Origin of the sequence: Paraburkholderia heleia NBRC 101817 (assembly GCF_000739775.1) — a bacterium.
Lineage (GTDB): Bacteria > Pseudomonadota > Gammaproteobacteria > Burkholderiales > Burkholderiaceae > Paraburkholderia > Paraburkholderia heleia.
Window position 1 is genome coordinate 21,842 of record NZ_BBJH01000040.1, and the last position, 22,898, is coordinate 44,739.

Below are 22,898 nucleotides of genomic sequence, written 5' to 3' on the forward strand. Positions count from 1 at the left end.
GCGTGCCGCGTTCCTCGTGGTGCGGATCGTGTGCGGTCGAGTCTCGCGTGACGGTCTGCACGTTCGTTGCCACAGGCTCGTGCGTAGCGGGGTCGCGTTTCATGTCGCTCCTCCGGGCGGGAAGTCCGCGTCCAGTTCGGGATGGCCCTCGATGTGCTCATCGTACTCAGCGGCGTGTTCGGGCAGCGGTTCTTCGCGCGGCAGGCCCTTCGCGGGCTCGATGCGCCAGATCGCGAAGGGGCGCGCATGCGGGTCGAGCCGCACGTGCTGCCAGCGTCCATGCCACGCGAAGCGCTCGCCCGTCATTTCGTCGATCACATTGAGGGGGGCGTGGTCGTCGAGGTGCCAACGCTGGAACGTCGCCCACGAAAGTTCGAAGTCGGCGCCCTGTTCGTCGAAGGCATCGAGATTGATGGCCACGACGATCACGTTGTCGCGCGCGGGCGTGGCCTTCTCGAAGCAGAGCAGCGAGTCGTTGCGCGCGTCGAGGAACGTGATGCCGAGATGCGTGTGCAGCGCCGGGTTGGCGCGCCGGATGCGGTTGAGCGCGGCGATCTCCGCGACGATGTTGCCGGGGCGATGCCAGTCCCATGCGCGCAGCTGATATTTTTCGGAGTCCAGATATTCCTCCGAATTGGGCATGGCGCGTCCTTCGCACAGCTCGAACCCGCAGTACACGCCCCACAGCCCGGAGAGCGTCGCGGCCAGCGCCGCGCGGATCAGGAAGCTCGAGCGCGCGCCGGTCTGCAAATGGCGCGGATTGATGTCGGGTGTGTTGACGAAGAAGTTCGGCCGATAGAAGTCGCGCACCTCGGTTTGCGTGAGTTCCGTGAGGTACTCGGTGAAATCGCGCTTCGATTCGCGCCACGTGAAGTACGTGTACGACTGCGAGAAGCCGAGCTTGGCGAGCCGGTACATGAGGCGCGGCCGCGTGAAGGCTTCGGAGAGGAAGATCACGTCGGGGTGGCGTGCGCGCACGTCGGCGATCATCCATTCCCAGAACGGCAGCGGCTTCGTGTGCGGGTTGTCCACGCGGAAAATGCGCACGCCCGTATCCACCCAGAACAGGATCGCGTCGCGCAGCGCGAGCCACAAATCAGGCTTCGCGTCGTGCGCGTAGAACTCGGGATTCACGATGTCCTGGTACTTCTTCGGCGGGTTTTCGGCGTAGCGCAGCGTGCCGTCCGGCCGCCATGCGAACCAGGTGGGATGCGCCTTCAGCCACGGGTGGTCAGGCGAGCATTGAATCGCGAAATCGAGTGCGATTTCGAGGCCTTGCTCGTGCGCCGCGGCGAGCATGCGGCAGAAGTCCTCGAGCGTGCCCAGTTGCGGATGCACGGCGGTGTGGCCGCCTTCGGCCGCGCCGATCGCATAGGGGCTGCCCACGTCGCCGGGCTGCGCATTGAGCGTGTTGTTGCGCCCCTTGCGGTTAGCGAGGCCGATGGGGTGGATCGGCGGGAAATACAGCACGTCGAAGCCCATTTCGCGAATGCGCGGCATCTTCGCGATCACGTCGTCGAAGGTGCCGTGGCGCGATTCGTCGTCGCTCATCGAGCGCGGGAAGATCTCATACCAGCTCGCGAAGCGCGCGGCGCCGCGCTCCGCATCCACGCGACCCACGAGCGTGTCGCGCGAGAGAAATGGGCGGTGGCGCGCGGCGCGCACGGCCGCCGCGGTCGATGGCGCGGCGAGGATCGCGCAACGTGTTTCGGTGTCGGCAGCAATGAAGCGTTTGACGATGGCGCCGAGCGTTGCGTTGCTGCGCTTCTGGTCGTCGTCGCCCGTGCCCGATGTTTCGGCGGTGGCGAGCACGAGCGCGAACAGGCGGCTCGCTTCCTCCAGTTCCAGATCGACGGGCTGGTTCGCCGCGCGCTTCTTGTGCAGATGTTCCGCGAGCGAGGCGAAGTCGTCGCGCCACGCGATCACGACATACTCGTAGCGTCCGATGCGATCGAGCGGAATGTGGCCCGCCCACAGGTCGGTGCCGGCGGGCGGCACGGGCGCCATTGGCGACTCGTGCCAGGCGGTTTCGTCGGCGGCGCGCCAGAGCACGGCGGCGTCGATGCGGTCGTGGCCCTCGGCGAAGATGGCGGCGCGCACTTCGCAGCGCTCGCCCACGGTGCGCTTCGCGGCGAAGCGTCCGTGATCGACCGAGGGCTGTGTGCTCTCGATGGCGATGCGCGGCGCCGCGATCGCCTCGAGCACGCTCTTGTGGCCGCTCGTATCTGCCTTGCCGCGATCTTCGGGCGGCGCGAGCACCACGTACGGACTCGCGAGCGCGCGGAACATCCAGCATGCGCCGGCGGGCAGCGTGAACGCGTCGGGAATCGCGCTCGCGTCGCGCGGCGCGGGCAGGCGTGCGCTGCGCAGCGTCTCGGCGTCGAGCGGCGCGAAGCGCGTGAAACCGCCAGGCACACCGTCAAGCAGGCGCGCGAGGTCCACGCGCACAGGCGCGGCGAGCGCGGGATTGACAAGCGTGAGGATGGCGTCGTCCGCATCGCGCAGGTCCGCGCGGTCGCCGCGCAAGAGCGCCGCGACGCTGGCGCCGGGGCCATTGAGCGCGCGCAGTTCGCCGTTGGTCTGCAGCGTCCACGTTTCGCGCTGCAACGCGTTGGCGTGCGCGACATCGGCGCTCAGATCGAAGGGCGCGCGCGCCTTCGCGGCTTCCCACGCCTGCGCGCTGTTGCCGCTGTGCGAGGTCGCTTCGTCCACGCCATATTCGAAACCCATCGGCATGAGCCAGCCGGTGCCGAGCGCCGCTGCCGCGCGCAGCATGCGGCGATAGGCGCGCTCGACCGCGCGCGCATCGGCGGCGCCTTCCTGGTCGTGCGCGTAGCGCGCGCCATAGGGGGCTTCTGGAAACGTTATCGGCGAGCCCACGCGGCGCAACGCGGCGTGTTCCTCGACCATCCAGCTCGACGAGAAGTCCCACCAGCGCAGCGAGGAGAACGCCGCGTCGAAGCCCGCACCTTCGAGGTGCGTGATCGCCTCGCGCGGCAGGCCAGGCGTTGCGGCGAGCCAGCGCGTCTGCGGAAAGCGTGCGCGCACGGCATCGAAGATCGCGCGCAGCGCGTGGGGCGGCGTGCGGTGCGGGGAGTCCACACGAAAGCCGCCGATGCCCGCTTCGACGAGCGCGATGGCGCGCGCCGTCCACCATGCGATGAGCGGCGCGCTCGCGCGCTCGAAATCGGCATAGGCGACGTTGGCTTCGCGATGGCCGTGGCGCGGGTCGAGGCGTGCGTCTTCGGGCTCGAAGGGATGGAACCATTCGGGATGCGCGGCGTAGAGCGCGCCGTCGGCGGCGCTGCGATCGAGCACGAGATCGGCGAGCAGCGTGATGCCGCGCGATTGTGCCGCGAGCGCGAGTTCGCGCACGGCGTCGTCTGCGCAAAGTTTGCTGCCGAAGGCCGCGTTCAGGCGCGTGTGATCGGCGACGATGCGGTCGTCGCCCGACGCGCCCGAGGCGAACAGCGCGCCGATCAGGACGTGATCGAAGCCTAGCGACGCCGCGCGGGCGATGTGTGCCGGCCACGCATCGAGTGGTCCTGCCAGAACGGAATGGACGAAGTAGATCCGCGGCGCATAGGCGTGGGGAGGTTCCATCGGTCGTATTCCAGGTACGTCAGGCGAAGGGGATGCAAGTCGGGGTTAGCCGAGATGCGATCGCGCCGCCCGGGGGCTGCCGGAGCGTGCCGCGCTGCGCGGGGTGGACAGGCACCTGTTCAGAGTAGTGCAAGAGCAGGCCGGAACCAAACCGCTTGCGCCGCGTGGCGACTTGCGGGGAGTCGAGCAAGGCACATGCCCATGAGCGACCTGGGCGCGTGGCGGCGCGAGGGGCGCACGTTCGCAAAGGCCGGGCGCAAGGGCTGGACGCAAAGGCTGGACGAACCGGGCGGAGAAACCGGGGGCGATTGCCGGTATCCGTTGCAGTGGCGAAAAACGGGTCAGCTACCGACCATGCTCGCGGCGATGTTCACGCACAGCCCTAGCACAGAAACGTTGAAATAGAACGACAAGATCGATTGCGCGAGCACGCCGCGCCGCGCGCTGCGCCCGCGCAGGCCGATATCGGCGGTTTGCGACGCGCAGGCGATCGTGAACGAGAAGTACAGAAAGTCCCAGTAATTCGGCGCGAGCTTTTTGTCGGGAAACGCGAGGGCGGGTTCGTCGGGATCGGAGCCGTAGTAGAGGCGCGCGTAGTGCAGCGTGAAGATGGTGGGAATCAGGAACCATGCCCCGATGAGCGTGAGTCCCGTGAGCAGCGAATGCAGCACCTTCGACGCCGTGTCGAGATCCTTCGTCGTGCCCAGTTCGATGACGATGGCGACGATGCTCGCCACCGTTGCGGTGCAGATGAGAAACAGCACGGTGCCCGCGTTTTCGTCTTCGCGGCGGCCGTTCGCGCGCACGCTCTCCTCGTTTGCGAACACCATGTGCAGCCAGATCAGCACGAGGTAGGTCCACACCGTTGCGTCCCAGCCGAGCAGGACGCGCGTGGAAGTGCGGATCGAGGCGGGCGCGAGCGCGCCGAGCACGATGCCCACGGCGATGGCGATCATCATGTGCGGCCGGTTGCGCAGTACCAGCGGAATGAAGTTCATGGCGTGGCGCGGGTTGGCGAGAATCGGAGCGGGTTGGCGCGGGTTGGCAATAGACTGCGGCGATTCTACCGTGCGTGGCCCGCCAGGGTGACGCGCTGTTCGCTGTTATGCCGGGCATGCGGGCTTTCGGTTTGTCTTATCGGGCCATCAGAGGCTATATTGCTTGCGCAACACGGCGGCGCGCGCTCGCAGCCGGCGCAACCATGGGGCATATGCAGCGATCAGCCTTGAATGACGATAGCAAACGTTCTTCGTATGGCCGGGTTTCGGGCGCCGCCCGCGCCGGCGGCAAGCGTTTATGCCGCGCTCGAGTCCGATCAGCCGGAACTCGCCTCACGATTCCCTCGTATTGCCGCGATGTGCCGTTCTACTGGAAACAGAAACCCGCAGGCGAATAGCGGAGCAACTGGCACGCGCCGTCGCTGAAGCTGGCCGACAAGCTGCGCCACGAGCTTTGATGCGAGCCAGACAATGAAAACAGTGAAGTCCTCCACCGCGAGCACTACGAATCACGAGCGAGAGAGACGCGCGCGTGCCGCCATCGCGGCCGCGCTTTTCTGCGGCTTTGCGCTCTATATCGCGTGGCATGCCTCGCACGAATCGCAAACGCGTCCCGTCGACGAACTGCCGATGTCCACGGCGCGCGGCGACGACACGTCGACACTGATTGCGGATGCGGACAAGCCCGAGCTCATCAAGCGCGGCGCCTATCTTGCGCGCATAGGCGACTGCGCAGCGTGCCATACCGCCGACCCAGGCAGGCCGTATGCGGGTGGCCTGCCCATCAGCACACCGTTTGGAAAAATCTATACGCCGAACATCACGCCGGACCCGGACACCGGCATCGGCCGATGGAGCGATACCGACTTCATGCGCGCGCTGCACGAAGGCATCGGCAAGGGCGGCGAGCGTCTGTATCCCGCGTTTCCTTACGTCGAATTCACGCGCGTGACCGGGCAGGACGTGCTCGCGATCCGCGCATATCTGAGTACGGTCGCGCCGGTGCATTACAGGCCGCCCACGAACGAGTTGCGCTTTCCGTTCAACCAGCGCTGGCTGATGATCTTGTGGAATCTCTTCAACTTCAACGAAGGCCGCTTCGTGCCGGACCCGAAGCAAAGCGCCGAATTCAACCGCGGCGCCTATCTCGTCGAAGGTCTCGCGCATTGTGAGGCATGCCACACGCCGCGCAACTTCATGCAGGGCCTCAAGACGACCGGCCGTTTCTCGGGCGCGACGCAAGCGGGCTGGCAGGCCTGCAACATTACGCCCGACCGCACGAGCGGCATCGGCAACCGGGGCGACGACGCGCTGATCTCGTCTCTTTCTACGGGCATTGCCGCGAGCCACGCCAGTGCAGCAGGCCCCGTGGCCGACGTGGTCCAGCACTCGACACAATATCTGACACATGAGGACCTGCGTTCGATCGTGGCATACCTGCGCGCGTTGCCGCCGGTTTCGGGCGGCGTGAGGCGTCAAACAAAGGACAGCGATGTGCTGATGCCGGCATTCGGTGATGAATTGAACACCGAACAGGTGGCGGCCATTTCCAGCTACGTGATCAATCAGTTCGGCAATCCGCAGACCTCCATCACGGCTGCCCAGGTCGCGGCGCTGCGCGCCCAGCCTCGGTAACGCTGGCGCGACGGGGCTTTGCGCTGCGTTTGCGCCGGCAGTCGCATCTGGAAATGCGCATGCTTTGAGAGCAGGCACGCCGCTTGCATGGGGTCTACCTCGTGACGCGCCTGTCGCGATCGATTTTTTTACGATATTTGGCGCTCATAGGGTCCACTCACACAGCGCTATGATGAAGTAATGACGCATACACCCGACGCTCTCGTGCAGCACCATGCCGCCAACCTTGCAGGTCGCGACTTCGTAGTAGGCGACCTGCATGGTTGCGTGGAGGCGTTGCGCTATCTTTTGCGCGAAGTCGAGTTCGATACCTCGCGCGACCGGCTGTTTTCGGTAGGCGATCTCGTTGACCGGGGCGAGCGCGAGCAGTGCGAACAGGCGCTCGCGCTGCTCGACAAGCCATGGTTCTACGCCGTGCTCGGCAATCACGAAGACGCGCTGTGCGCCGTGGCCGAAGGGCGGATGCCGCGCAACCGCTGGTACGGCATCGGCGGCGGCTGGGCGCAGAGCGTGCCCGACGCCGAACTCGTGCATTACGCGCAACGCCTGCGCCAGTTGCCGCTTGCGCGCGTGGTGGGCGAGGGCGAGAAGCGCTTCAATATCATCCACGCGGAATTTTTTGGCGACGACGCCGCGCTCGACAGCGGCCAGTTCGATTCCGACGTGCGCGAACGCATGCTTTGGGGCCGCGATCTCGTGCTCGGTACAGGCGATCCGACACGCCACGGACTCTCGCTCACGTTCTGCGGGCATACGCCGGTGCGCGAAGTGCGGCAGATCGGCGCGCAGGTGTTCATCGACACCGGAGCGTTCATCACCGAAGGACGCCTCACCATGGTCGAGGCGCTGACGTCGCGCGTCTGGTCCGTCCCGCAGGTCGAAGCGCTCGCGCACGGCGCGGCCGCGATCGTGCTGCCCTGAAGCCAGGGGCCTGGCGTCTGCCGGTCTCCCGTTGGCCGCTCGGGTTATACGATGCGGTTCAACTCGAACACCATGTCGACGGTGTGTCCATTCCAGTTGTATTCCAGATATGCCGCGTGATGGCACGCGCGCAACAGCGTCGTGCTGAGGGCGGCGAGACATTCGCCGCCCTCGTCGCGCACCGACGGATACGCAATGCCTGGCGCACGCGCCTCGCGGGCGGCGCGGCCCAGCGCCTGGCCGGACGTGTAGTCGTCGGGCGAGAGCACGCCCGGGTCGAGTGCGGGGTCGTCGCGCAGATCGATCACTTCCCCATGTGCGATCACCGTATAGAGCCGCATTTGCTGGCGGATGGGCGGCTCGTTCGTGGCCGCGAGAAAAAGCCCGGAGTGGTAGCGCGTTTCCGCCACGGCGGTCGCGCGCGAGCGCGCGCAGTAGAACACGCCGTAGGTGCCGTCGGAAAAGCGGCTGCCCTGCGGATTCAAGTGCGTGAAGGCGGCCATGATCGGCCCGTAACCGGGGCCGAAGCGGCGCTCCTCGCGCGGCACGAGGTCGAGGTCGCCGGTTTCGGTGCGCAGGCGGTCGTTGGTGAGCGCCTCGAGCGCGTAAAGCGCCTCGAAGTCGTCCGCGGAAGCCACGCGGTCGAACAGGTTCACGGCGGGAAACCGGGTAGGAATCACCCTGAACGCGGGCGACCACGCGAGCTGCGCGCTGCGCCAGCGGTCTTGCCAGTTCGTTTGCGTCACGCCCAGCCGCCTCGCATTGCGTCGAGATACTGGCGCACCGCCACGAGGTCGCTGACGTTGCCGGCCAGCATGCGGTCGAGCGCGCGCCGTCCGCCAAAGGGCGGCGCGCTGTTGGGACGCTTGATCCAGGCGTCGGCGGAGGCGGGTTGGGGCAGGAGAATCTGTAGCGCCTTGTAGATGCCGAGCAGCAGCGAAAGGCGTTCGAGCGTGTCGCGGCCGAGCCGGGCGGTTTGCGGGGACTGCTTCCACTTGAAGAACGTGGATCGGCCCGGCGAGCCGAGCAGAATAATCTGCTCTTCGGCGCTCAGGTCCCAGTCGCTCGCTATGCGGAAGAACGCCCTGAGCCCCGCTGCCGACATTTCGGTGAGCGAGGGCTCGGCGCCGGGACGTCGCGACGGCGTGACGGAAGCAGTGGCGGAAGGCATGGTGGTCGAGTCCTGAATTGAACTTTTAGTAGATATTAGTCCATATATGGATTATTGCAAGTTTTGACTCGGTATAATTCTCGCCGGACATTGGGACGGCATTGGGGAGGGACGCGGGGTGCGGGCAGGCATATTGGTCGCGGCGATGGTTTTTGCCGCGCCGGTTTGGGCATGGGGACAGGGGAAGGCGGCCGGAGCGCATGCAGGGCAGGGCGCGACGGCTGCGCGACAGCTGCATGGCGGGCAGGTGTCCAAAGCGCGTGGCGGCCACGCCGGGGCGGCTTTGCACACGGCCGGACGTCATACGCACGCGATGGGTTCCACGCACGCGAGCACCCCGCGCGATGTCGCGAAGGCCGGCAAGCCGTCGCACGCGGCGAAGGACCACGCTGCGGCGCAGCGGCACACGCCTGGCGAGGCCCACGCGGCCGCACGCTCCCATCATCCGGCTTCTGGCGCGGTGCCCGCGCCCAAAACCGTCACGCAAAAGCGCCCCGCGCCGAAGCCCGCCGCCGTGCGGCCCGTGCCACGCCACAAGCTCGTGGTGGATGCACCGCCGCCGCGCATCCAGCGTGCGATTCCCATGCCGCACGCGTTGCCGCCCATCCTGAGCTGAGCGCCATCCAGGGGCCTGTAATTAGCGTGAACAGGCCCTACCCTGGGCCGAGCCCCGACACGAGCAATTGCAGCGTTGCCGCGGTTCGTGTTTCGCGTACCCGCGAGTGAAGCAGGACCTGCGACACCGGCAGCGCGGGCAAACCGAGCCGCGCGCCGACGTCGATCAGCTCGCGCGGCGCGACCCGGCGCGCCAGCGGCGAGACCGCGAGCCCTGCGGCCAGCGCCGCGCCCACCGCGGCGACACCGCCGCCCACGAACACTTCGGTCCAGGCCACGCCAGCGGCGTCGAGCGCGCGAATCGCCGCCGCCCGCACCGCGCATGGCGCGGCGAGCAGCGCGAGCGGCAGCGCCGCGCCGGGCGGCCATTGCCATTGCGGCGCGGCGAGCCAGACCAGCGGCTCCCCGAAGAGCCGGCGGGCATCGCCGCGCGGCGCCTCTTCTTCCTCCTGACGGACGATGACGGCATCGAGCCGCCGCTCGTCGAACTGTGCAAGCAGTTGCGCCGAGAGCCCCAGATGCAGTTCGATCACGAGGCCCGGATCATGAACGCGAAGCTGGGCGAGCTGGCGGGCCAGGTTGGCGTCCGCAACGTGCTCGCTCAGACCAAGCGCGAGGCGCCGCTCGTCGCCCGAAAGCGCCCTGAGCGCGCGCTCGTGTGCGCCCAGCAGGTCGCGCGCCGCGGCGAGGAACGTGAGGCCATCCGTCGAAAGCCGCACGACGCGCGGCGTGCGTTCGAGCAATTGCTTGCCCAGATGCGCCTCGAGGCGCTTGAGCTTGAGGCTCACGGCCGATTGCGTGGTGTCGAGGGCGTCGGCGGCGCGCGTGAAGCTGCGCAGTTCGGCGACGAGCACGAAGGCGCGCACGGCGTCGAGATCCAGTGGTTTCATTTCAGATGGAAATGGATGAAATATCTATCTATGCCTGTTTATTATGATAGATCGCACCTAAGCTGATGTCATGTCAAACCCGCCTAAACAGGAGATCGACATGCCGTTCACCCGTATCGCGGTTCGCGCAGGCAAGCCCGCCACGTATCGCAAGGCCCTCACACAAGGCATTCATCAAGCGCTGATGGAGGTGTTCAAGGCGCCTGAAGACGACATCTTCATGATCATCACCGAGCACGATGCCGATAACTTCGTGTTCGGGCGGCATTACCTCGGAGTCGAGCGCAGCGACGATCTGGTCATGATTCAGATCGCCGTGAACAACACGCGCGGGCAGGATCAGAAGAAGGCACTGTTCGCGCAGATTGCCGAAAACCTCGCGCGCGATCCGGGGGTGAGGCGCGAGGACGTGTTCGTGAATCTCGTGGATGTCGCGCGGGAGAACTGGTCGTTTGGCAATGGAGTGGCACAGTACGCGACCTGAGCGCGGAGCCTGACGCCGCCTACAGAGCCCGACTCACCAGCAACGGATCGACCACCCCAATCGCCTCCGCATCCCGGCTCGCATAGGGCAGTTTATGCAGCACGAATCGCATGGCATTGAGCCGCGCGCGCTTCTTGCAATCGGAGCGAACGACCGTCCACGGCGCATCGGCGGTGTCTGTCTGCGAGAACATCGCCTCTTTCGCCTGCGTGTACGCGTCCCACTTGTCGAGCGAAGCGAGATCGACAGGACTCAGCTTCCATTGCTTGAGCGGGTGCACCTTGCGTTCCTTGAAGCGCCGCCGCTGCTCGCCACGGCTTACCGAAAACCAGAACTTGATCAGATGGATGCCGCTGCGAATCAACTGCCGTTCGAACGCCGGCGCCTGCTGCATGAAATCGGCATATTCATCGGGCGTGCAGAAGCCCATGACATGCTCGACGCCCGCGCGGTTGTACCAGGAGCGATCGAACAGCACGATTTCTCCCGCCGAAGGCAGATGCTGCACATAGCGCTGGAAATACCACTGGCCGCGCTCGACTTCGGTGGGTTTTTCGAGCGCGACGACGCGTGCGCCGCGCGGGTTCATATGCTCCATGAAGCGCTTGATCGTGCCGCCCTTGCCGGCTGCGTCGCGGCCCTCGAACAGGATCACCACGCGCTGACCCGTTTCGCGCACCCACGCCTGGAGCTTGAGCAGCTCGACCTGCAGCCGATACTTCTGGCGCTCGTAGGCGCGCCGCGACATCAGATTGCGATACGGATAGCCGCCTTCGCGCCAGCCAGAGGCGAGTTCATCGTCGGGGTGGCGCGTGCGCGAGTTGCGCCAGTCGGCAGGATTGCCTTCGAGGATCAGGCTGCGCAACCGGGCGGCTTCGTCGGGCGACATGCCTTGCATCAACGCCGCGATCGACTCGATCAACATGGCGGGCGGATTGCCCTCGGCATGGGTGCGTGCGACGAGATCGTGGACAGCGCCAGCGATGGCCTCGCTCGAGGATTCGACGGCACTGTCGACGGTGCGCAACTCGGCGCTGTGCGGCGTGACGAGCGGCAGTCGTGCGGCGGGGCCGATGGTGTCGGAAGCGGAGCAGGGAATGGATTTGGGCATGGTGTCGGCGGGTGCGGAGATGGGACTGCGTGCGGAGTGACTCGCATCCAGGGCGGGCGCATCGAAGAAGGCAGGCGCATCGAAGCGCGAGCGGCAACGGCGCGCAGGGAAGTCGTCGCGGCTTGAAGGGCAGGGCAGCGCCGAGGCAAAAGCCGGCGCGCCGATGGCCGGCGCCAGTCAACTGCCGGCCAACTGCCGGCCAACGCTGGACGCCGCCAGGTTTCAGGCGTTTGCCGCCCTTTTGAGGATGAGGTAAAGCGAGTCCTTGAGTTGAAGCTTTTCCTTTTTCAGCTTCTCCACTTCCGTGCCGTGCGAAGCCGCGACACCCGCCTCCAAGTTCTTGATCTGCTGGTCGAGTTCGTTGTGACGATGGAAAATCCGGGCGAAATGTTCGTCCTGGATCTTGAGGCGCGAAATCAAATCTCTGTACTCTGGGAACACTCGATACTCCTTGCAGACTGGCAAAATTAGACCCATTGAAACGTAATTATTTTTCCACCGTCCAGTCTTGGCAGTCTTGACCCTCATCAGACTCCGGCTTCCCGCGGGGTCAGGGACGTTACCTGGGGCATCGAGGCGCGCTCGCGTGTACCATCGATCGCGTCGTCGCAGTTCCCTGGCTCTCCCATCCGCTTGCACTGTTTCAAGCCGTCGCGCCCGCCCACAGAACCCTGGAGCGTTCATGGATCGCGTTCTGGAAATCGTGCTGGATGTCGTGATTCCGGCAGCGCCGGATAGCAAAAGCGCAAAAGCCTCCGCCACGGGAACGGCGTCCAGGGCGCACGCCGACCCGGGCCCTTCGGAGCAGACTGCCAGCCTGTGCGCGGCTTTGCCGACGCTCGTGGCGCAACCCGAAGCGCGCGAGTGCGTGACGACGGTCGCCTTCGACCGCGGCGGCGTCCTTGGCGGGCTCGGCTGGCGCGTGGCGGTGGAATCGCACGGCGGCACGCAGCGCGTCCTCGTGTCGAGCCGGCGCGCTCATACGCCTGGGGTCACCGTGGTCGCACCGATCTTCGAGGCGGCGCTCGATGCGAACGGCGTCGCGCGTGCGCTCTTCGACGCCGCGCCCGAGCCGTTTCGCGAGGCGCTGGGCAGCGCGGACGATCTCGCTGCGTCGGCCACGCTCGTGGCGGCACGCAGCCGCTGGCAGTGGCCGCGCGACGGCATCGACGTGCTGCTCACATTCGACGAAGACTTGCAGGAGCCGGCAGCGCCGCAAGAACCGGCGGCTCGGGACGCTCGCGGCGCGGATGCGGCGCCCCCGCCCGAGTTGCACGAGTTGCGCGTGAGCGCGCCCTGGCCCGAAGGCGAGGACGAGCGGCCCATCGTCGATGCGCTGTTTGCCTGTGCCGGCGACCTCGTCGCGGCACTGCCCGCATTCGTGCGCCTGACCGATGCCCTCGACCGCGCCGGCGCCGGCAGCGTGACCGGCGACGCCGAAGCCGTCAAGGCCGAAGCCGTGGACCTGGGCGGTGCGGTCACGGCCGAGGCCGCGCTCGTGGCGATCGGGCGCAACATCAGCGCGCAGTGGTTCGGCAATGACGCGGGCGTGCGCAACAGCACGAACGGCGAGTTCATCCATCAGATGCGCGTGTCGCAGCGGCGGCTGCGCACCGCCATGCGCATCTTCTCGCGCTGGTGCGACGAAACCTGGGAGGCGCGCATCGAGCCGGAGCTCAAATGGCTCGGCGGCCTGCTCGGCGATGCGCGCGACCGCGATGTCTTCGTCGAATCGACGCTGCCGGCGCTCGCCGCGGCCGACGTCGAGCCGGGGCGCTGGGACGCGATTCGCGACGCGGCAAACGCGCAACGGCTCGCCGCGCGCGCGCGGCTGCGCGAGGCGCTGGCCTCGCAGCGCTACGCGCGGGCGGCGCTGGCGTGGCTCCAGTGGCTCGACTTGCTCGCGCGGCGCGCGCACGACGCCGGCAGCGCCGGGTTTTCGCTGCACCGCCACGCGAAGCGGCGTGTGCGGCGCTACTACGAGCGGCTCGCGAGCACGCAAAAGCTCACGGCCATCGACGAGGCGAGCCGTCATCGCGCGCGCATCAATGCGAAATATTTGCGCTACACGATCGAATTCTTCGCTACGCTCACGTCGCGCCGCACGCGCGTGGAGGTAGCGCGCGCGCTCGCGCGGCTGCAGAGCGTGCTCGGCGACGGCAACGACGCCGCAGTGGCCTTGCGCTATCTCGAGCGCATGGATGCCGAGCCGTATCAGCTTGGGTTCGCGCGCGGCTGGTGCGAGGCCGTCAAGCGCTATACGGCGAAGGAGGGCGAACGCCTGTTGCGCGAACTGGGCGAGCCGAAGGTGCCGCGCGGCGCGTGACGCGTGTCTTTATAATCGGTGGCGGATTGACGAGCGCCGAACCCTCGCTTGCTTCGTCTTGTTCTGGCTTGCTTTGCGCATGATGAATCCCACGAAACCTGACTCCCCGCCCGCCGGAGCCGGCCACGCCGGTGCCGGTTTCACTGATACATCGACACCTGCCGAAGCGCCGGAACTGGGTCTGGGCGGCTCGGTCTGGTTTCAGTCCGGCCAGCAGATGCTGGGTGGCGCGGCGCGCATCGCGCTGCTGGAAGCCATCCATGCAACCGGCTCGATCACTGGCGCTGCGAAAGCGGTCGGCATGAGCTACAAGGGCGCCTGGGACGCCATCGACGCCATGAACAATCTCGCGGGCGAGGCGCTCGTGGTGCGCGCGACGGGCGGCAAGGGCGGTGGCGGGACGACGCTCACGCCGCGGGCGCTGCGGCTCGTCGACACGTTTCGCGTCATCGAGCAGGAGCATCGGCGCTTTCTCGAGCGTGCGGCGCATGCACTCGGGGCCGTTTCGGGCGAAGGCGGCGACGCACACGCTGGCGGGTTTGCGCGCGACCTCGCCGTGCTCGGCCGCTTCGCCATGCGCACGAGCGCGCGCAATCAGCTCTTTGGCACCGTCTCGGCGATCGTGCGGGGCGCGGTGAACGACGAGGTGTCGATCGCGCTGCCAGGCGGCGCAGTCGTCGTGGCCACGACCACACACGAGAGCGCCGAAGCGCTCGGGCTTGCCACGGGCGCGCCCGTGGTGGCGCTCGTGAAGGCGACGTCGGTCGTGCTGGTCGCGAGCGCGGCGGATGCGGCGCGGCTTTCGGCGCGCAACCGGCTGAGCGGGACGATCGAGGTGGTGCGGCGCGGCGCCGTGAACGCCGAAGTGACGCTCGCGCTGGCGGGCGGCACCGTGATCGCCGCGATCGTGACCGAAGGGAGCGTGGACGCGCTGGGATTCGCCGCAGGGCAAGCGGCGACGGCCGTGTTCAAGGCTTCGAGCGTGCTGCTAGGCGTGGCCGGTTGAGCGGCGCGCGGCGGGGGACCGCCAGTCAGGCGGGCTCAGGCGTGGCGCTGCGCGGGCTGCGTGAGGCCGTTGCGGGTTTGCGAGACGGGCGCGACTGGCGCGCGGTTGGTGCGGTTGGCCTTCCATTTGGCGCGCACGTAGGGCCGGTCGTGACCCGAAACCGTGAGCGCGATGTTCGTGACCCAGCGATGCGTGGGCACATGGACGTTGTGCAACGCGACAGTCAGCGCCGTGAGGCTCAGCGCGACGAGCGCCGCCGAAATTCGCCGGGCCTGCGCCTGCCACCAGTAGCGCGCAAATACGAGTGCGGTGAGCGCCCCGACCACACAGCCCGTGACGGCCTCGGAAGGCGAGTGAGCGTCGAGCACCACGCGCGAGAGCGCGACCGCGAGCCCCACTGCGAGGCCGATGGTCACGCCTGCGGCGCGCACGAAGGACGGCGCGCCTTGCAGCATCAGGAAAAACGCGACGGGATAGACGGCCGTGGACAGCATGGCGTGGCCGCTGATACCCGTGAAATCCAGTTCTCTTACACCGACGCCCCAGCCGAGAAACGCGATCTTGGTGAGCGTCACCAGGCCGATCGCCAGACCGAGCACCAGCACCCAGCTCGCCGCCATGCGCCACGAGTAGCCGACCATCAGCCACAGCGCGATCGCCAACGCGAGCGGCAGGGTGAGGCCTGCGCCGCCGAGGTTGGTAATCGAGTACCAAAGGTGAATGGGCAAATCTGGCATGAGTCCGCGCTGCCGGCTGTCTGAAGAGGATCCTGAGGTTGCAGGGGCCAAGCCCTGCTTCATGGCGACTTAACGCGCGAGCCGGCTGGCTGGCCGACACGCGTGTGAGACAAGCATCCAGTATAGCTGCGTCGCATAGACCCCGGGCGTGCCTCATGGAACGCACACGCAGAACTCACACGCAGAACTCACACGCGGGCGTAATCGAATCGCTCCGATCTGCAGCGTCATCCAAATGATGTTATTGTGCGTTGCACAATGACGGATCGCGGCAAAACGCCACGATGTGTCAGACCCTTTTATGAGGCCATAGATGACGAAAAATCTGACGAAGCTATGGGCAGGTGGCATGCGACGTCTGCTCGCCATCCAGACCCGGGCGGCGCGCGACGCCCTGAAAGGCGCGCGCATCGATACGCCCCGGCCGCAGGCAATCTGGCGCGCCGCTCAGGCCGCAGCCGGGCAGGCGGCCAGGCACGTCGCACCGGCGCACGCGAGCGGCGCGCCGGTGCGCGAGTCGCGCGTGGGTCCGCGCGCGGCCGCCTGGGCCGCGGGCGAATGGCACCGCGCGGAGCACCTTGTACCGGCGAACGACCAGCATGTCGGGCGCTCGCTTCCTTACGGGCTTTATCTGCCGCCGGGGCGCAAGACGGCGGGCATGCCGCTCGTCGTGATGCTGCACGGCTGCAAGCAGTCGATGGACTCCTTCGCCGAAGGCACCCGCATGAACCTGCTCGCCGACCGCCATGGCTTCGCGGTGCTGTATCCCGAGCAGTCGGAACGCGCGCACCCGCACCAATGCTGGCACTGGTACGACGCGCGCGATGCGGCGGGCGGCGGCGAAGCGGCATCCATCGTTTCGCTGATCGATACGCTCGTCGAGGAGCACGGCTTCGACCGTTCGCGCGTCTATCTGGCGGGTCTGTCGGCGGGAGCGGGGCTCGCGATGCTGCTCGCAGTGCGCTCGCCCAGCCGTTTCGCCGCCATCGCACTGCATTCCGGCCCTGCTTTCGGTGAAGCGCGTTCTGGCGTGACGGCGCTCGATGTGATGCGGCGCGGCGTGCACCACGATCCGGTGGCGCTGGTCGATACCCAATTGGGCGCGCGCATTCACCCGGGCATGCCGGCGATCGTCGTGCAGGGCGACGCGGACACCGTCGTCGCGCCGGTCAACGCGGAACAGCTCGCGCTGCAACTGCTGCGCCTGAACGGTCTTGCGGATACGCGTGGCGTGCGTCAGGGCGTCGTGTCGCGCGAGACCTTCAAGGACGGCTATCGCGAGCAGGATTACGAACTGGACGGCGCGAGCGTCGTGCGGCTGTGCCGCGTAGCGGACCTCGACCACGCCTGGAGCGGCGGCGACGACACCGTACCGTTCCATTCCTCGACGGGACCGGACGCGAGCACGCTGATCTGGAACTTTTTCGAGGCTCATCGCCGCGAGGCCTTCGACGAGGCCTACGACGCCGAATTGACACAGGACGTTGGTTAAACGCGACTACGGGCAACTTAGGTGTTTACCCTTAACAGGGTTTACCCTATAATCGGCTTATTCGATTCGCGGGCACGTGCCCGTCAAAGAAGGGCCAAATCATGTACCTGCTCAGCCGTCTTTTCCTGTTCCTCTCCGAAACCGCCGAAGCTCGCCGTCAGCAGCGCGAGGAAGCGTATCTCGCGCAGTCCGTCGACATCTACGATCTCGAGTTCCGCATGCGCAAGATGGATCGCGAGAAGGCCACGCGCCACCCGTCGTGGATGAACCACTACGGCTAAGCAGGAATGCTGTGCCCCGCTCACGGGGCAGAACGAAATGAAAACGGCGCCGAGGCGCCGTTTTTGCGTACTGTGCGTGAACGGCTGCCGCGCCGTTCAGCGGCCCGAGTCCGGCATCTCGGCGGCCTGCTTTTCCTGCACGCCGAAGCAGCCGCGGTACGTTGCGTAGAACGAGCAATAGAGCATCGTCGTCACGATGATGAGCGCGGGCATCAGGATCGCCACCGTGAAGTCGCCCGCGCCGAGCGTGCGCAGAAGCGTCGACAGGCCGATCGATACGACCGTCGAGACCGCGAACCACAGCGCCCCGTACACCGTGAATGCGCCCTTGTTGCGCCAGCAGCTCACAATGCTGAAGAACATGGCCTTCACGGGCGGCACGTCGTGCCATGCCGTGAGCACGGGCGCGAACCAGAACAGCATCGACACCGGCACGTAGCAGAGCAGCGAAGCAAGCACCGCAAGCGGCACGTCGCTGCTGGCGAGCGCCTGCGCATCGAGGTCGCCGCCGATCGTCATCAGCTGCAATAGCGCGCCGCCGTCCACGAACGCAGACGCGGCCAGCACCAGCAACATCGCCACCACGTAAATCGCCCCGAGCACGAGCAGGTGCTTCGCCACGACGTTGCCGTACGAACGAAAGCCGTCGATCAGAATGGTCGGGAACACCGGTTTGCCCGCGATCGTGTCGCGGCACGCCGCCATGAAGCCGACCGCCACGCCGGGCACGAACAGCAGCGGCAGCACGCCGCCGATCACGGGGATGGCGGAAATCAGCGTCATCGCCAGCAAATAGGCGAAAAACAGCGTGAGAAACGCGAGCGGATTGCGGCGGAACAGCCAGATACCCTGGCGGAACCAGACGTAGCCCGTCTTCGCGGGGACTTCAATTAGTTGCATGGGCGGTGTGGCAAGGCGTGATGGGAGCCGGCCTCGCTGCCGGCGAGGCGCTCGCGCAGGATGCGCTCGAAGTGGCCGGGATCGTGCGGCTTGAGCAGTTCGGCCGAGCGCGGCAGGTGGAAATCATACAGGCGCGAGACCCAGAAGCGGTACGCGCCTGCGCGCAGCATGTCCATCCAGTGCCGCGTTTCCTCGGGCGTGAATGGGCGCACGGTCTGGTAGGCGCGCAACAGCGCGTCGGCGCGCGCCGTGTCGAGCTTGCCCGTGGCGAGGTCGACGCACCAGTCGTTCACGGTCACGGCCACGTCGAAGAGCCACTTGTCGCAGCCGGCGAAATAAAAGTCGAAAAAGCCGCCCAGCCGGACTTCGTGGCCTGGCGCCGGGTGCGAGTGCGCGAACATCGCGTTGTCGCGGAACAGGTCGCAATGGCACGGACCGCCCGGCAGCGCCGCGTAGTCGGCCGAGCCGAAGAATGCGCGCTGGTGGTCGAGTTCGCTCGTGAGGAGCGTGCGCTGGGCGTCGGCGAGAAACGGCAGCACCGTCGGCACCGTTTCTTCCCACCACGAAAGGCTGCGCAGATTCGGCTGGTCGCCGCGGTAGTCGCGGCCCGCCAGGTGCATGCGCGCGAGCATCTGGCCCACTTCCGCGCAGTGCTCCACGCCGGGCGCGAGTTCGGGCTTGCCTTCGAGCTTCGAGACGATGGCCGCGGGCTTGCCGTGCAGCAGTCCAAAAAGCGCGCCGTCCCGGCGCGGCATGGGGTCGGGTACCGGCACGCGATGCGAGGCGAGGTGCCGCATCAGGTCGAGGTAGAACGGCAGCTGCTCGGCCGTCAGCTTTTCGAAGATAGTCAGGACGTATTCGCCGCGCGTCGTCGTCAGGAAGAAGTTGCTGTTCTCGATGCCGGACTGGATGCCGCGAAATTCGACGACATCGCCGAGATCGTAGTCGCGCAGCCATTGGGCAAGCGCTTGGTCGGTGACAGCGGTGAAGACGGCCATGCAAGAAGGTCGGTTGATTGGTAATGGCGGGTCGGCGAACGCTGCGAGGTGCTGCCCGAGGGGCTTGCAGGCGTGTCCGGCTCAGGTGCGATGTCGGCGACCCGGCTTATGGGGCGGCGCACATGGCGGTGGCGTGCGCATGCCCCAAAACGGCATGCGCACGCCCGGATGGCTCAGTAATGCAGGTTGATCGACGGCAGGCGCGTGCTGGCCTGGCCGTTGTTGCGAACTTGCGGCGAGGTGTCGGGGTTCGCGCTCATCGTGTAGCGCGTGCCGAAGTTCGAATGCACGTTGATTTCGACGGGCTTGCCCTTGTCGCGGAACTCGGTGATTTCGGTGCCGTTCGGGCTCACTTCGTGATAGCTGGGCACGCGCGGCACGTCGTTGATGTTGACCTTCGAGGTGACGCGTGCGGCCGGCTGGTTGTTGATCGCGGCCAGATCGGGCAGGCCCGCGCGTTCGTTCTCGGACTGCGCGGATTGTGCCTCGACGGCGGTCTTTGCGTCGTCGGCCGGCGCGGCCATGGCGACCCCGCTGAAAGCGAACGTCACTGCGGCGACGGCAAGAAGGTGCGACTTCATGGTCTTTCTCCGATGGGATGCCCCAATTCTAGCAAATCCGGGCGCTTCGCCCCATGTCGCGCAGGCGCTGCGGCCCGCGCCCGGCGGGCCGCGCGCGGCGCCCGCAGCCGGTGCTGCAAAAGCCCTGGGCGCGGCGAGGTTCGTCGCCGGAAAGTCGCACCTTCCGTGGTAATGTGGACCCATCAAACGGAGAGGCGAACGAAGATGAACAACGACTACCTGCGGCCCCTCATGACGCCGGCGCACGACTTCCCGGACGAATCTTTCGAAGACGCCGCCGACGCCGTGGCGCGCCTCTCGAGCATCTACGAAGCGAATACGTCGTTCCTGCGCGACGCGTTCGCGCGCTATCGCCGCGGCGAGGCGTTCGAGCGCCGCGTGCGCGCGTGCTACCCGTTCGTGCGCATCCGCACCAACGTCAACACGCATATCGACTCGCGCCGCTCATATGGGTTCGTGGCGGGCCCCGGCGTGTTCGAGACCACCGTCACGCGGCCCGATCTGTTCGGCAATTACTATCGCGAGCAGTTGCGCCTGCTGGCGAAGAACCATCATGTGGCCATCGAAGTGGGCGTCTCGGACCAGCCCATTCCCGTGCACTTCGCGTTCGCCGAAGGCATCCACCTCGAAGGCGATCTCGACCGCGAGCGCCTCTTTGCCATGCGCGATGTGTTCGATACGCCCGATCTCGCGCAGCTCGACGACCGCATCGTGAACGGCACCTACGAGCCGGAGGCGGGCGAGCCGCATCCGCTCGCGCTCTTTACCGCGCCGCGCGTGGACTTTTCGCTGCATCGGCTCAAGCACTACACGGCCACGTCGCCCACGCACGTGCAGAACTACGTGCTCTACACGAACTACCAGTTCTATATCGACGAATTCGTGAAGCTCGGCCGCGCGATGATGGCGCACACCGACGACGCCGACCTGCGCAACTATCGCAGCGAATACACCTCGTTCGTCGAGCCCGGCGACGTGGTCACCTACAACGCGAATCTGGGCGAACAGGACGACGAAGGCACGGCGCCCGCGCGGCTGCCGCAAATGCCGGCCTATCACCTCAAGCGTGCGGACGGCAGCGGCATCACGATGATCAACATCGGCGTGGGCCCTTCGAACGCGAAGACGATTACCGACCACATTGCCGTGCTGCGTCCGCATGCGTGGATCATGCTCGGCCACTGCGCGGGCTTGCGCAACACGCAGCGTCTGGGCGACTACGTGCTTGCGCACGGCTACGTGCGCGAGGATCACGTGCTCGACGCCGATTTGCCGCTGTGGGTGCCGATTCCGGCGCTCGCCGAAGTGCAGCTCGCGCTCGAGCGCGCGGTGGCGGAAGTCACGAAGCTCGACGGCGTGGAACTCAAGCGCGTGATGCGCACGGGGACGGTGGCGAGCGTCGACAACCGCAACTGGGAGCTGCGCGATCATCGCGAGCCGGTGCAGCGACTTTCGCAGAGCCGCGCGATCGCGCTCGACATGGAAAGCGCAACCATCGCCGCGAACGGATTCCGCTTTCGTGTGCCGTACGGCACCTTGCTGTGCGTTTCCGACAAGCCGCTGCACGGCGAACTGAAGCTGCCGGGCATGGCCGATTCGTTCTATCGCGCACAGGTCGATCAGCATTTGCAGATCGGCGTGAAGGCGATGGAGATTCTGCGCACGAACGGCCTGCACAAGCTGCATAGCCGGAAATTGCGCAGCTTCGCGGAGGTGGCGTTCCAGTAAGCGTGCATTGACCGGCGGCGGCTGGCTACAGGGCGCGCCGCCGGTTTCGGTTGTCGTCCTCGCTCGATCTGCCAGGAACGCCGGCGTGCGCCAGCGGTTGATTCCCGCTGAGGACTTCGGCAAGACCATGGGTCTGATCGCACTGCTGAACAATCTCGCCCAACCGCCCGCGGGCCTGCTGGGCCGGGCTCTTTGCGACGCGCCTGGCGGAAGATGTGCGGCGTGGCTGGCGACTATCGAGGAAACCTGAATTCGCACGCCGCCGCACGCCGCCGACTCATTGCCCGAACCCCGTCAACCCGATCAGACTCCCCGCGCCAAGCAGCCACAGCGGATGAATCTTCGTGCGAAACGCGAGCGCGGCGCACACGCCGGTAATCGCCCAGGCGATCCAGGAGGGATCGGAGGCTCTGGCGATCAGTACGGCGCTCGCGGCCACGAGGCCCGCCGTCACCGGCACGAGCCCCTTCTGTGCGATACGCCGCCACGGGCGGTCCTTGAAGCGATCCCACGCGTGCAGCGCGGCGATCGTGACGAGCGACGACGGCCCGAACTTCGCAATCGACGCGACCAGCATGCCTGCCCAGCCGGCCACGTGCCAGCCGACCAGCGTCACGACCATCATGTTCGGACCGGGGGCGGCCTGGGCAAGCGCGAATAGCGCGCTGAACTCGCTCGCCGGCATCCAGTGGTGGACCTCGACGACCTGACGCTGCATCTCGGGCAGGATCGTGTTGCCGCCGCCGAACGCGAGCAGCGAGAGCTGGCCGAAGATCGCGGCGAGCGCAACGAGTGTGGCGCTCATCGCGCGGCTCCTTGCTTGCGCGCCGCGCGGGCGGCGAGCGCGATGCCGACCGGCGTGAGCACGAGCATGGTGGGCAAGAGCGGCGTGCGCAGCACGGCAATGGCCACGAAGCCGAGTGCGGCGACGACGGCCGCGGCAGGATCGCGCCGCAGCGGCAGCACGATTTTCAGGGCCATCGAGACAAGCAGCCCGGCCGCCGCCGCGGCCAGCCCCACGAACAGATGCCGCACGTGCGGGTCGTCTTGCGTGCGCTCGTAGAGCACGCCGAGCCCGATCACGACGAGCGACGGACCCGCGATCAGGCCGAGGATGCCCGCGAGTGCGCCGCGCCACCCCTGAAAACGCATGCCGAGCGCGACCGAGAGATTGATGACGTTGCCGCCCGGCAAGAACTGGCAGAGGCCGAGCAGGTCGGTGAACTCGCTGGCGGTCAGCCAGCGGCGCTGCTCGACGATGGTGCGGCGCGCGAGCGGCAGTGCGCCGCCAAACGACGTGAAGCCGAGAGCGAGGAAGCCGAGGAACAGATCGCGTACCGTCGGCGTGTGCAGGCTGTCGTCCGTGCCATGTCCGGCTGCGGCGGCCGATGAGATGGATTGTTTCATGAATGGAAGGGACC

Annotated in this window: 23 protein-coding genes; 10 read left to right on the plus strand and 13 right to left on the minus strand. The window is 66.8% G+C overall.

Features of this window, described 5'->3' with window-relative positions; genetic code table 11:
• Nucleotides 1-99: 99 nt before the first annotated feature.
• Nucleotides 100-3,603, minus strand: coding sequence for a maltotransferase domain-containing protein (locus BHE01S_RS28440; protein WP_063769110.1), 3,504 nt, complete (start codon nucleotides 3,601-3,603; stop codon nucleotides 100-102).
• A gap of 341 nt (nucleotides 3,604-3,944) precedes the next feature.
• Nucleotides 3,945-4,601: a DUF1345 domain-containing protein gene (locus BHE01S_RS28445; protein ID WP_042269823.1), complete on the minus strand. Its 657-nt coding sequence runs from the start codon at nucleotides 4,599-4,601 to the stop codon at nucleotides 3,945-3,947.
• 471 nt (nucleotides 4,602-5,072) lie between these two features.
• On the opposite strand from BHE01S_RS28445, the gene BHE01S_RS28450 reads away from it, so the two are divergent.
• Both BHE01S_RS28450 and BHE01S_RS28455 read left to right on the plus strand, forming a co-directional pair.
• Nucleotides 5,073-6,236, plus strand: coding sequence for a c-type cytochrome (locus BHE01S_RS28450; RefSeq protein WP_042269825.1), 1,164 nt, complete (start codon nucleotides 5,073-5,075; stop codon nucleotides 6,234-6,236).
• A gap of 180 nt (nucleotides 6,237-6,416) precedes the next feature.
• Nucleotides 6,417-7,157 (plus strand): metallophosphoesterase, encoded by a 741-nt coding sequence (locus tag BHE01S_RS28455; protein ID WP_042269827.1) that lies wholly within the window; start codon nucleotides 6,417-6,419, stop codon nucleotides 7,155-7,157.
• 44 nt (nucleotides 7,158-7,201) lie between these two features.
• Here BHE01S_RS28455 and BHE01S_RS28460 read toward each other — a convergent pair whose 3' ends face one another.
• Both BHE01S_RS28460 and BHE01S_RS28465 read right to left on the minus strand, forming a co-directional pair.
• Nucleotides 7,202-7,903 carry an RES family NAD+ phosphorylase gene (locus BHE01S_RS28460; RefSeq protein ID WP_042269829.1) on the minus strand — a complete coding sequence of 234 codons (702 nt, stop codon included), beginning with the start codon at nucleotides 7,901-7,903 and terminating at the stop codon, nucleotides 7,202-7,204.
• Nucleotides 7,900-8,262: an MbcA/ParS/Xre antitoxin family protein gene (locus BHE01S_RS28465; RefSeq protein ID WP_084069343.1), complete on the minus strand. Its 363-nt coding sequence runs from the start codon at nucleotides 8,260-8,262 to the stop codon at nucleotides 7,900-7,902. The genes BHE01S_RS28460 and BHE01S_RS28465 overlap by 4 nt, the downstream gene beginning before the upstream one ends.
• Before the next feature lie 313 nt (nucleotides 8,263-8,575).
• Here BHE01S_RS28465 and BHE01S_RS28470 point away from each other — a divergent pair, with 313 nt between their 5' ends.
• A complete protein-coding gene (locus BHE01S_RS28470; RefSeq protein WP_157025689.1) occupies nucleotides 8,576-8,944 on the plus strand; it encodes a hypothetical protein in 369 nt (122 codons plus the stop codon).
• Between the two features lie 37 nt (nucleotides 8,945-8,981).
• Here the strand turns inward: BHE01S_RS28470 and BHE01S_RS28475 are convergent, their stop codons facing one another.
• On the minus strand, nucleotides 8,982-9,833 hold the full coding sequence (locus BHE01S_RS28475; protein ID WP_042269834.1) for a LysR family transcriptional regulator: 852 nt from the start codon (nucleotides 9,831-9,833) through the stop codon (nucleotides 8,982-8,984).
• Between the two features lie 100 nt (nucleotides 9,834-9,933).
• Between BHE01S_RS28475 and BHE01S_RS28480 the strand changes: the two genes are divergently transcribed.
• Nucleotides 9,934-10,317, plus strand: coding sequence for a tautomerase family protein (locus BHE01S_RS28480; protein WP_042269836.1), 384 nt, complete (start codon nucleotides 9,934-9,936; stop codon nucleotides 10,315-10,317).
• Between the two features lie 19 nt (nucleotides 10,318-10,336).
• On the opposite strand, the gene ppk2 is transcribed toward BHE01S_RS28480, so the two are convergent.
• Nucleotides 10,337-11,428 carry a polyphosphate kinase 2 gene (gene ppk2 / locus BHE01S_RS28485; protein ID WP_042269838.1) on the minus strand — a complete coding sequence of 364 codons (1,092 nt, stop codon included), beginning with the start codon at nucleotides 11,426-11,428 and terminating at the stop codon, nucleotides 10,337-10,339.
• A gap of 222 nt (nucleotides 11,429-11,650) precedes the next feature.
• A complete protein-coding gene (locus BHE01S_RS28490) occupies nucleotides 11,651-11,869 on the minus strand; it encodes a YdcH family protein (protein WP_042269839.1) in 219 nt (72 codons plus the stop codon).
• A 241-nt stretch (nucleotides 11,870-12,110) separates the two neighbouring features.
• Between BHE01S_RS28490 and BHE01S_RS28495 the strand changes: the two genes are divergently transcribed.
• On the plus strand, nucleotides 12,111-13,754 hold the full coding sequence (locus tag BHE01S_RS28495; protein ID WP_042269841.1) for a CHAD domain-containing protein: 1,644 nt from the start codon (nucleotides 12,111-12,113) through the stop codon (nucleotides 13,752-13,754).
• Nucleotides 13,755-13,836: 82 nt separating this feature from the next.
• Nucleotides 13,837-14,760: a TOBE domain-containing protein gene (locus BHE01S_RS28500; RefSeq protein ID WP_084069345.1), complete on the plus strand. Its 924-nt coding sequence runs from the start codon at nucleotides 13,837-13,839 to the stop codon at nucleotides 14,758-14,760.
• A 35-nt stretch (nucleotides 14,761-14,795) separates the two neighbouring features.
• On the opposite strand, the gene BHE01S_RS28505 is transcribed toward BHE01S_RS28500, so the two are convergent.
• Nucleotides 14,796-15,497 (minus strand): phosphatase PAP2 family protein, encoded by a 702-nt coding sequence (locus tag BHE01S_RS28505; protein ID WP_042269843.1) that lies wholly within the window; start codon nucleotides 15,495-15,497, stop codon nucleotides 14,796-14,798.
• Nucleotides 15,498-15,810: 313 nt separating this feature from the next.
• Here BHE01S_RS28505 and BHE01S_RS28510 point away from each other — a divergent pair, with 313 nt between their 5' ends.
• Both BHE01S_RS28510 and BHE01S_RS28515 read left to right on the plus strand, forming a co-directional pair.
• Complete coding sequence (locus tag BHE01S_RS28510; RefSeq protein ID WP_042269846.1) at nucleotides 15,811-16,989, plus strand: extracellular catalytic domain type 1 short-chain-length polyhydroxyalkanoate depolymerase; 1,179 nt, start codon at nucleotides 15,811-15,813, stop codon at nucleotides 16,987-16,989.
• Between the two features lie 101 nt (nucleotides 16,990-17,090).
• Nucleotides 17,091-17,270, plus strand: a complete 180-nt coding sequence (locus BHE01S_RS28515) for a DUF3563 family protein (RefSeq protein ID WP_042269847.1) — start codon at nucleotides 17,091-17,093, stop codon at nucleotides 17,268-17,270.
• 96 nt (nucleotides 17,271-17,366) lie between these two features.
• Here the strand turns inward: BHE01S_RS28515 and BHE01S_RS28520 are convergent, their stop codons facing one another.
• From BHE01S_RS28520 to BHE01S_RS28530, 3 genes are all read right to left on the minus strand, one after another.
• Nucleotides 17,367-18,170 carry a BPSS1780 family membrane protein gene (locus tag BHE01S_RS28520; RefSeq protein ID WP_042269849.1) on the minus strand — a complete coding sequence of 268 codons (804 nt, stop codon included), beginning with the start codon at nucleotides 18,168-18,170 and terminating at the stop codon, nucleotides 17,367-17,369.
• Nucleotides 18,161-19,168 (minus strand): homoserine kinase, encoded by a 1,008-nt coding sequence (locus tag BHE01S_RS28525; RefSeq protein ID WP_042269851.1) that lies wholly within the window; start codon nucleotides 19,166-19,168, stop codon nucleotides 18,161-18,163. The genes BHE01S_RS28520 and BHE01S_RS28525 overlap by 10 nt, the downstream gene beginning before the upstream one ends.
• Nucleotides 19,169-19,341: 173 nt before the next feature.
• Nucleotides 19,342-19,749, minus strand: a complete 408-nt coding sequence (locus tag BHE01S_RS28530) for a hypothetical protein (RefSeq protein ID WP_042269853.1) — start codon at nucleotides 19,747-19,749, stop codon at nucleotides 19,342-19,344.
• A 204-nt stretch (nucleotides 19,750-19,953) separates the two neighbouring features.
• Between BHE01S_RS28530 and BHE01S_RS28535 the strand changes: the two genes are divergently transcribed.
• Together BHE01S_RS28535 and BHE01S_RS28540 are read left to right on the plus strand one after the other, a co-directional pair.
• Nucleotides 19,954-21,477, plus strand: a complete 1,524-nt coding sequence (locus BHE01S_RS28535; protein WP_042269855.1) for an AMP nucleosidase — start codon at nucleotides 19,954-19,956, stop codon at nucleotides 21,475-21,477.
• Between the two features lie 7 nt (nucleotides 21,478-21,484).
• Nucleotides 21,485-21,727: a hypothetical protein gene (locus BHE01S_RS28540; RefSeq protein ID WP_042269857.1), complete on the plus strand. Its 243-nt coding sequence runs from the start codon at nucleotides 21,485-21,487 to the stop codon at nucleotides 21,725-21,727.
• Nucleotides 21,728-21,754: 27 nt separating this feature from the next.
• Here the strand turns inward: BHE01S_RS28540 and BHE01S_RS28545 are convergent, their stop codons facing one another.
• Together BHE01S_RS28545 and BHE01S_RS28550 are read right to left on the minus strand one after the other, a co-directional pair.
• Nucleotides 21,755-22,282, minus strand: coding sequence for a chromate transporter (locus BHE01S_RS28545; protein WP_042269859.1), 528 nt, complete (start codon nucleotides 22,280-22,282; stop codon nucleotides 21,755-21,757).
• Entirely contained in the window at nucleotides 22,279-22,884 is a 606-nt protein-coding gene (locus tag BHE01S_RS28550) for a chromate transporter (RefSeq protein WP_042269861.1), read from the minus strand. The genes BHE01S_RS28545 and BHE01S_RS28550 overlap by 4 nt, the downstream gene beginning before the upstream one ends.
• Nucleotides 22,885-22,898 lie beyond the last annotated feature (14 nt).